General features: G+C 58.8%; 9 protein-coding genes and 1 pseudogene. All 10 read left to right on the top strand.

Annotated features, from left to right (window positions below):
• The first annotated feature begins 65 nt into the window (after nt 1-65).
• The 10 genes and pseudogenes from ABJN75_RS02200 to ABJN75_RS02155 all read left to right on the top strand — a co-directional run bounded on the left by ABJN75_RS02200 (nt 66) and on the right by ABJN75_RS02155 (nt 7,902).
• The gene (locus ABJN75_RS02200; protein WP_348436427.1) at nt 66-401 is read left to right on the top strand and encodes a flagellar hook-basal body complex protein FliE; all 336 of its coding nucleotides are present in this window, start codon (nt 66-68) and stop codon (nt 399-401) included.
• Nucleotides 402-411: 10 nt separating this feature from the next.
• On the top strand, nt 412-1,200 hold the full coding sequence (flgG, locus tag ABJN75_RS02195) for a flagellar basal-body rod protein FlgG (protein ID WP_348436425.1): 789 nt from the start codon (nt 412-414) through the stop codon (nt 1,198-1,200).
• 14 nt (nt 1,201-1,214) lie between these two features.
• The gene (flgA, locus tag ABJN75_RS02190) at nt 1,215-1,697 is read left to right on the top strand and encodes a flagellar basal body P-ring formation chaperone FlgA (protein ID WP_348436423.1); all 483 of its coding nucleotides are present in this window, start codon (nt 1,215-1,217) and stop codon (nt 1,695-1,697) included.
• 110 nt (nt 1,698-1,807) lie between these two features.
• Nucleotides 1,808-2,845: pseudogene (locus tag ABJN75_RS02185) on the top strand (flagellar basal body P-ring protein FlgI); the annotation flags it as partial.
• Complete coding sequence (locus ABJN75_RS02180) at nt 2,842-3,369, top strand: MotE family protein (RefSeq protein WP_348436421.1); 528 nt, start codon at nt 2,842-2,844, stop codon at nt 3,367-3,369. The pseudogene ABJN75_RS02185 and the gene ABJN75_RS02180, both read left to right, overlap by 4 nt.
• Nucleotides 3,366-4,070, top strand: coding sequence for a flagellar basal body L-ring protein FlgH (gene flgH / locus ABJN75_RS02175; RefSeq protein WP_348436419.1), 705 nt, complete (start codon nt 3,366-3,368; stop codon nt 4,068-4,070). The genes ABJN75_RS02180 and flgH overlap by 4 nt, the downstream gene beginning before the upstream one ends.
• A gap of 11 nt (nt 4,071-4,081) precedes the next feature.
• Entirely contained in the window at nt 4,082-4,576 is a 495-nt protein-coding gene (locus ABJN75_RS02170; RefSeq protein ID WP_348436417.1) for a flagellar basal body-associated FliL family protein, read from the top strand.
• Entirely contained in the window at nt 4,573-5,310 is a 738-nt protein-coding gene (gene fliP, locus ABJN75_RS02165) for a flagellar type III secretion system pore protein FliP (RefSeq protein WP_348436416.1), read from the top strand. The genes ABJN75_RS02170 and fliP overlap by 4 nt, the downstream gene beginning before the upstream one ends.
• Nucleotides 5,311-5,688: 378 nt before the next feature.
• Nucleotides 5,689-6,663 carry a flagellin gene (locus ABJN75_RS02160; RefSeq protein WP_348436414.1) on the top strand — a complete coding sequence of 325 codons (975 nt, stop codon included), beginning with the start codon at nt 5,689-5,691 and terminating at the stop codon, nt 6,661-6,663.
• Between the two features lie 264 nt (nt 6,664-6,927).
• Complete coding sequence (locus tag ABJN75_RS02155; RefSeq protein WP_348436412.1) at nt 6,928-7,902, top strand: flagellin; 975 nt, start codon at nt 6,928-6,930, stop codon at nt 7,900-7,902.
• Nucleotides 7,903-7,989: the final 87 nt, after the last annotated feature.

The raw sequence follows: 7,989 nt of genomic DNA, 5'->3' as shown, positions 1-7,989 counted from the left end.
CTTCAAACCGTCAAGCAGACCCGGGAACTGGTGTCCATGACGATCGATCTCCTGAGGGCCAGCCAATGATTGACATGATTGGCGCGGCCTCCGCGCTCACCAAGCTGCCCGGCACGGGCGACACGAATTTGGCGAGCGCCGCTTCCATGCCGCAAATGGCGGCGAACGCCGGAATGGCGGCCGCCGGTTCATTTGCCGAGGTCATGCAATCCCTGGGTGAAGGCGTGATGGACAATCTGAAAGTCGCCGAGGGCCAGTCGTTTGCTGCCGTTCGCGGCGAGGTGCCGACACGCGATGTTGTCGACGCAATCATGACCGCCGAACAATCGCTGCAGACCGCAGTCGCGATCCGCGACAAGCTGGTTACCGCCTATCTTGAAATCGCCCGTATGCAAATTTGAGGAATACGCCATGAAGGCTTTGGCCATCGCAGCAACCGGCATGAATGCCCAGCAGCTCAATCTTGAAGTCATCGCCAACAACGTGGCGAACATCAACACCACCGGCTTCAAGCGGGCCCGTGCCGAATTTTCCGACCTTTTGTACCAGGTCGAACGCAATTCCGGCGTCGCCAACGCCTCCAACCAGGCGATTGTGCCCGAAGGCGCCCATATCGGGCTCGGCGTGCAGACGTCTGCGGTTCGCAATCTGCACATTCAGGGAAGCATGGTGGGCACGTCCAACAAGCTCGATCTGGCCCTCGTCGGACGCGGATGGTTCCAGATCGAAAAGCCCGACGGGGAAACCCAGTACACCCGGGCCGGCGCGTTCAACACCAATGCCGACGGCCAGCTTGTCACCATCGACGGCTACACGGTTGCTCCGGGCATCACATTTCCCGATCAGACCAGCGAAGTGGTCATTTCCGTCTCTGGCCAGGTGTTCGCCCGGATCGGCAACGACACCGAAATGCAGGATCTGGGTCAGCTGACCCTGGCCAATTTCGTCAACGAGGCGGGGCTGGAACCGCTTGGCGACAATCTCTTCCGCGAAACTCCGGCCTCAGGCCCGGCAACTGTGGGCATTCCCAACGATCCGGGATTCGCCGGCATCCAGCAAGGCTATCTGGAAGCTTCCAATGTCGATCCGGTCAAGGAAATCACCGACCTGATTTCGGCGCAACGAGCTTACGAAATGAACTCCAAGATCATCCAGGCGGCGGATGAAATGGCGTCCGTCGTTTCCAAGAACCTCAGGTAAAAGGCACGGCAAACATGACGTTTCGCCACACATCAGCTTTGTCCGGACTTTGCCGCGCAGCTTGCTTTCTGGCTTGCGTGCTCGGAACTGTGCTGCCGGCGCAGGCCGGGCAGGGCACCGCTGTGGTGCCGCAACGAACCATCTATCCGGGCGAGGAACTCCTCGCCGAGTTGGTGCGCGAGGTCAACGTCATCAATCCGAACCTGCGCGGCGGCTACGCCGAAATCACCGATGATGTAATCGGCAAGGTGACGACCCGCACGCTTCTGCCCGGACGCACCATTCCGGTCGCCGCCCTTCGTGACGCCTGGGCGGTCGAGCGCGGCGCACCCGTCACCCTGGTTTTCAATGGCGGCGGCCTTATCATCACGGCGGTCGGCACGCCCTTGCAGAATGCCGCCATCGGCGATTTCATCCGCGTCCGAAATATCGAGACCGGCGTGGTGATCTCCGGAACGGTCATGGACAATGGCAGTGTGCGGGTGGCGGCGAAATGATCCGCAAGCCCGCAAGCACTCTTTGCCTATGGTTTGCCATGCTCTGTATGGCCGGATTTGGTCTCCTCATCGTTCCGGGACCTGGAACGGCCGGGTCCGCATTCGCGGCATCCCGTATCAAGGACATAGCCTCGCTGCAGGCGGCACGTGACAACCAGCTGATCGGCTATGGCCTGGTCGTCGGCTTGCAGGGCACCGGAGACGGCTTGCGCAATTCGCCCTTCACCGAGCAGTCGTTGCGCGCCATGCTGCAAAATCTCGGCATTTCCACCGAAGGCGGCGCTTCGCGCGCCAACAATGTCGCAGCCGTGATTGTGACTGCCAATCTGCCTCCATTCGCCAGCCTCGGCTCCCGCATAGATGTAACCGTCTCCTCGCTTGGTGACGCGACGTCATTGCGCGGCGGGACATTGGTGATGACCTCGATGTCGGGTGCCGATGGCCAGATTTATGCCGTTGCCCAAGGCTCCGTGATCGTCTCCGCGGTGACGGCTCAGGGTGACGCGGCGTCGTTGCAGCAGGGTGTCGCGACCGCGGGCCGGTTGCCTGGCGGTGCGATCATCGAGCGCGAAATCCCCGCGACCTTCAAACAGGTTGACGGGCTGGTCTATCAGTTGCGCAATCCGGATTTCTCCACCGCGGTCGGCATGGCCGATGTGATCAATGCCTATTCGGAAGCGCGCTACGGCGGGCCCATCGCCGAAGCCCGCGATTCGACCTCCGTGGCGGTTCGCAAACCCGCCCGTGCCGACCTTGCACGGCTGACAGCGGAACTCGAGGGCCTGATCGTGGAAACCGATGCACCCGCCCGCGTCGTCATCAACGAGCGGACCGGCACCATTGTCATCGGCAATGATGTGCGGGTTTCGCGAGTTGCGGTCACGCATGGAACATTGACGGTTCAAATTAACGAAATGCCAACCATCGTCCAGCCGGAGCCGTTCTCCGACGGTGTCACCGCGGTTGAACCTCTCACCGACATCACCGCCGGGGTTGATGGCGGCCAGGTCGCCATCATCGACGGCCCCGATCTGCGAACCCTGGTCGCCGGCCTGAATTCGATCGGCGTCAAACCCGACGGCGTCATCGCCATCCTGCAGGGCATCAAGTCCGCGGGCGCGCTGCATGCGGAACTGGTGTTGCAATGAGCTTGTCCCTTCATCTGCCTCTCGACAGGGCATTCCGCAACCTCGGACCGGCAGCGGTACTCGCATTCGCCACGCTTGTTCCCGGAGCGTTGGCGCAGCAGGCGCCGCCGCCGACGATGGAGGACGAAATCCGTGCGTTTTGCGGCAATATCGCCGACGCCGCGCGTGACCAGCGTTATCTCATGCAGAAACGGGAACTGGAAGCGTTGCAGGCCGGTGTGGATGAGCGGATCAAGCAGCTTGACGAGAGGTCCGTTCAATACCGGGATTGGCTGAAAAAGCGCGAGGAATTCATGCGCGTCGCCGAATCCCAGCTGGTCGACATCTACAAGAACATGAATGCTGACGCCGCCGCCCAGCAGCTCGAAATTGTCCGGCCGGAAATCGCGGCTGCGATCATCATGAAACTTTCTCCAAGAATGGCGAGTGCCATTCTCAACGAGATGGATTCAAAAAAGGCAGCCGGCTTGACCGGCATCATCGCCAGCGCCGCGGCGCCTGACCAACCCAAGGATCCGTCATGATAAGGGCTGTCGCCTTAACCGCTCTTGCGCTTTCACTTGCCGGATGCGGTTCGCAAACCTTCAGGGAAATCGGCAAGGCTCCAGCCATGAGCCCCGTCGGGTCGGGTCTTGCCTATGGCGAAACCCCTCAGATGGCTGCCTACCCGAAACAGCCGCCGCAGCGCGCCGGCAGTTTTTCACTGTGGGACGACCGGAGCTCCAAACTGTTCCAGGATGCCCGCGCGGTCAGCATCGGCGATATTCTCACCGTCGATCTCGCCATCAACGACAAGGCCAGTTTCGACAACGCCACCGACCGCAGCCGCACCAATTCGAGCGCGATCAATGCCGGCGTGAACATTCCCACCATCGGTGCTGTTGGTGCCGGAGATATCAACTACGGTTCAGATACCGCGACCAAGGGGCAGGGCACCACCGCGCGGTCTGAAAAACTCAATCTGCGCATCGCCGCGGTTGTGACCGGCATTCTGCCAAATGGCAATCTGGTCATCAGCGGCAGTCAGGAAGTCCGGGTCAATCAGGAACTCCGCATTCTCAATGTGGCCGGCATTGTCAGGCCTCTCGATGTTGATCACAACAATACGGTGGCCTATGACAAGATCGCCGAAGCGCGGGTGTCCTATGGCGGTCGCGGAAGGCTGACGGAAGTCCAGCAGCCGCCGGTTGGACAGCAGTTCGTCGACATCTACTCCCCGATCTGACGGGCGGAGCCATGGCTGACACTGAAGACAACACCGGTGGAAAAGGCAAAGGCAAGTCCGGTCTGATTGTCATGGCTGCGGTTGTGCTGGTTCTCAGCCTTGTCGCCGCAGGTGGCGGCTGGGTGCTGGGCGGCGTTCTTGCGCCGCAGGTAGACCAGCCCGAGGAGACCGCTGCTGCTGGCGCCGAAGGCGCTGGCGAAGGCCGTGACGCAACCAAAACGCGCGAAAACCTCGTCCCGCTTGATCCGATCACGACAAATCTGTCGTATCCTTCCGACAACTGGATTCGTATCGAGGTGTCGCTGGTGTTCACAGGCAGCCCGGACAGCGAACTCGCCGATCAGATCCACCACGATATTCTTGCCTATTTGCGTACTGTGTCCCTGCAGCAGATCGAGGGACCCCGTGGTTTCCAGTATTTGCGTGAAGATTTGCGTGAACGCGTGAAATTGCGGTCCCAGGGCCGCGTCAATGATCTCCTTTTGAGGACATTTGTGATCGAATGATTCGATTTATCCCGGCCTTTGCAGCCATGATGGTTATTGCAACGGCGGCCCACGGACAGGCCATAGACCCGAATTTGCTGCAGACCCCGCTGGATGGCTCGGTCGCGAGCTGGATCATCCGCACCTTCGGTCTGTTGACCGTGCTGTCGGTGGCGCCCGGAATCCTGATCATGGTGACCAGTTTTCCGCGGTTCATCATCGCTTTCGCGATTCTCCGGTCCGGCATGGGATTGGCAACCACTCCCGCCAACATGATCCTGGTCAGCCTGTCGCTGTTCATGACTTTCTATGTCATGGCTCCGACCTTTGACCAGGCATGGGACAAGGGCATCAACCCTCTGCTCGAAAACCAGGTTACCGAAACGGAGGCGATTTCGCTGATCGCCGATCCGTTCCGGGAGTTCATGCTGGTCAACACCCGCCCCAAGGATCTCACGCTGTTCATCGATATTGCCGCTGAACGCGGGCAGTCGACGGAGACCGCCGGCAAAATCGACATGCGGGTACTGGTTCCCGCGTTCATGATCTCGGAAATCAGGCGCGGCTTTGAAATCGGCTTTCTCGTCGTTTTGCCGTTTCTGGTGATCGACCTCGTGGTTGCCACCATCACAATGTCGATGGGCATGATGATGCTGCCGCCAACCGCAATCTCGCTGCCGTTCAAGATCCTGTTTTTTGTTCTGATCGACGGGTGGAATCTGCTTGTTGGCAGTCTGGTCCGCTCTTTCGTATGATGCTGTAAGGCGACGCGAATTTGCAGCCAGTCCTTGCATCAAGTTGCTGCAAGACTGCGGCAGTCTTTTGTGCGTCATGCTTCAAGTTCTTCAAGGCATCATTTTCAGGTGGCACGGCAACCATTGCGCATCATCTTGATGTCAGACGCAGTCAAATCCTTTACCAGCGGTTAACCATATTGAATTTACTTGCAAAATTTGCTTTCAATTAATTAGTTTGAAAGCCGTGACTGGGATTATGGTGCCAACACGACGGGAAGGAACCCTTTCGTGAAGCAATCGGGTTCCGACAGGCATGACGCCGAACTGCCGTGACCGGTAAACCAATAAGCCCGGTATGTCCCTCTCAAGTATCTCGTAATAACAAGGGACAATCCCATGACAAGCATCATGACCAACGCCTCGGCGATGTCTGCCCTGCAGACACTTCGTTCGATCAACTCCGACATGGAAGCCACCCAGAACCGTATTTCTTCGGGCTACAAGGTGGAAAGCGCATCCGACAACTCCGCCTACTGGTCGATCGCAACCACCATGCGCTCCGACAACAAGGCAATGTCGACTGTTCAGGACGCTCTCGGCCTCGGCGCTGCGAAAGTCGACGTCGCCTATACAGGTATGGAAGCCTCGATCGACGTGGTTTCCGAAATCAAGGCCAAGCTGGTTGCGGCCCGCGAGCCTGGCGTCGACAAGACCAAGATCGACAAGGAACTCACCGAGCTCAAGAACCAGCTCGTTTCGATTTCGGAATCGGCATCGTTCTCCGGTGAAAACTGGCTCAACAACACCTCGACTTCAGCAGCCGGTACCAAGAACATCGTCGGCGGTTTCAACCGTGACTCAGGCGGCCTGGTGACCGTCACGACACTTGATGTGAACACCTCGTCGACCACGCTGATCGGTGCAGCCAACGAAAGCCTCGGCATCCTGACCAAGGATATCGATGCCAATGCGCTGGACCCGAATGCAGCAACAACCACGGCTCGCAACTACTACCTGATCGACACCGGTTCCGCCACGGGTACCGTTGCATCGGGTACCGGGATCGCTCTGACCGCAACGACGACCGATGCTCAGGTTGACGACATGATCCGTGCCGTTGACTCGATGCTGACCCAGATGACCGACGCCGCTTCCAACCTCGGCGCCGTCAACAGCCGTATCTCGATGCAGGAAGACTTCGTTTCCAACCTGATGGACGCCGTCGACAAGGGTGTCGGCCGTCTGGTGGATGCAGACATGAACGAAGAGTCAACCCGGTTGAAGGCCCTGCAGACCCAGCAGCAGCTGGGCATCCAGGCGCTGTCAATCGCCAACTCCGACTCCCAGAACATCCTGTCGCTGTTCCGTTAACAGCGGGTCCGGCTCCAGTCAGGGGCTGAACGACAATCTGACGCCGGGGAGAAATCCCCGGCGTTTTTTTATCTTGGAGAAAAAGTAAAACCACCCGATCCGATTAAATCTTCGGTAACCATAATCAGTCATTAATGGCCTTCAAGAAATGACGGGTCGTTGATCGGAAGTAACCGGAGGCGATAGGCATGATGCTTCTCCGTTGTTGCCGGTATAAAAAGCCCGGTATGTCCCGTGTAATTACCTGTCTAAAGGGACACTCGTATGACAAGCATCATGACAAACGCATCGGCGATGGCTGCACTGCAGACTCTTCGTTCGATCAACTCCGACATGGAAACAACCCAGAACCGTATTTCTTCGGGCTACAAGGTTGATACTGCATCCGACAACTCCGCCTACTGGTCGATCGCAACCACCATGCGCTCTGACAACAAGGCGATGGGCACCGTGCAGGACGCCCTCGGCCTCGGCGCCGCGAAAGTCGACGTTGCCTATACCGGTATGGAATCCTCGATCGACGTGGTGTCCGAAATCAAGGCCAAGCTGGTTGCGGCCCGCGAGCCTGGCGTCGACAAGACCAAGATCGACAAGGAGCTCACCGAGCTCAAGAACCAGCTCGTTTCGATTTCGGAATCGGCATCGTTCTCCGGTGAAAACTGGCTCAACAACACCTCGACCGCGGTAGCCGGTACCAAAAGCATTGTTGGCGGCTTCAATCGTGATTCCGGCGGCCTTGTGACGCTGACCACACTCGATGTGAACACCACTTCGACCACGCTGATCGGTGCAGCCAACGAAAGCCTCGGCATCCTGACCAAGGATATCGATGCCAATGCGCTGGACCCGAATGCGGCGACAACCACGGCTCGCAACTACTACCTGATCGACACCGGTTCAGCCACCGGAACCGTGGCAGCGGGTGCCGGGATCGCGTTGACCGCGACGACCACGAATACCGAGGTCGATGACATGATCCGCGTTGTTGACTCGATCCTCACCCAGATGACCGACGCCGCCTCCAACCTTGGTGCCGTCAACAAGCGCATTGAGATGCAGGACGACTTCGTGTCAAACCTGATGGATTCCATCGACAGCGGCGTGGGCCGTCTTGTGGATGCGGACATGAACGAGGAATCGACCCGGTTGAAGGCGCTGCAGACCCAGCAGCAGCTGGGCATCCAGTCGCTTTCCATCGCGAATACGAATTCGGAAAACATCCTCTCGCTGTTCCGTTAAGAACGAGCCACTCCGGAGCCGCCCATGGCGGCTTCGCTCGGCGCAAACTGCAAAAGGGCGCATCGGAAACGATGCGGCCTTTTCGCG

The organism is Hoeflea sp. (assembly GCF_039975035.1).
Classification (GTDB): Bacteria; Pseudomonadota; Alphaproteobacteria; order Rhizobiales; family Rhizobiaceae; genus Hoeflea.
The sequence above is the reverse complement of the archived record's forward strand: the minus strand, read 5'-3'. Positions and strand labels throughout refer to the sequence as shown.

What these genes read in the sequence shown, in the direction of transcription:
- ABJN75_RS02200 (WP_348436427.1), top strand. Translation starts at nt 66, where the DNA reads ATGATTGACATGATTGGCGCGGCCTCCGCGCTCACCAAGCTGCCCGGC.
- flgG (WP_348436425.1), top strand. Translation starts at nt 412, where the DNA reads ATGAAGGCTTTGGCCATCGCAGCAACCGGCATGAATGCCCAGCAGCTC.
- flgA (WP_348436423.1), top strand. Translation starts at nt 1,215, where the DNA reads ATGACGTTTCGCCACACATCAGCTTTGTCCGGACTTTGCCGCGCAGCT.
- ABJN75_RS02180 (WP_348436421.1), top strand. Translation starts at nt 2,842, where the DNA reads ATGAGCTTGTCCCTTCATCTGCCTCTCGACAGGGCATTCCGCAACCTC.
- flgH (WP_348436419.1), top strand. Translation starts at nt 3,366, where the DNA reads ATGATAAGGGCTGTCGCCTTAACCGCTCTTGCGCTTTCACTTGCCGGA.
- ABJN75_RS02170 (WP_348436417.1), top strand. Translation starts at nt 4,082, where the DNA reads ATGGCTGACACTGAAGACAACACCGGTGGAAAAGGCAAAGGCAAGTCC.
- fliP (WP_348436416.1), top strand. Translation starts at nt 4,573, where the DNA reads ATGATTCGATTTATCCCGGCCTTTGCAGCCATGATGGTTATTGCAACG.
- ABJN75_RS02160 (WP_348436414.1), top strand. Translation starts at nt 5,689, where the DNA reads ATGACAAGCATCATGACCAACGCCTCGGCGATGTCTGCCCTGCAGACA.
- ABJN75_RS02155 (WP_348436412.1), top strand. Translation starts at nt 6,928, where the DNA reads ATGACAAGCATCATGACAAACGCATCGGCGATGGCTGCACTGCAGACT.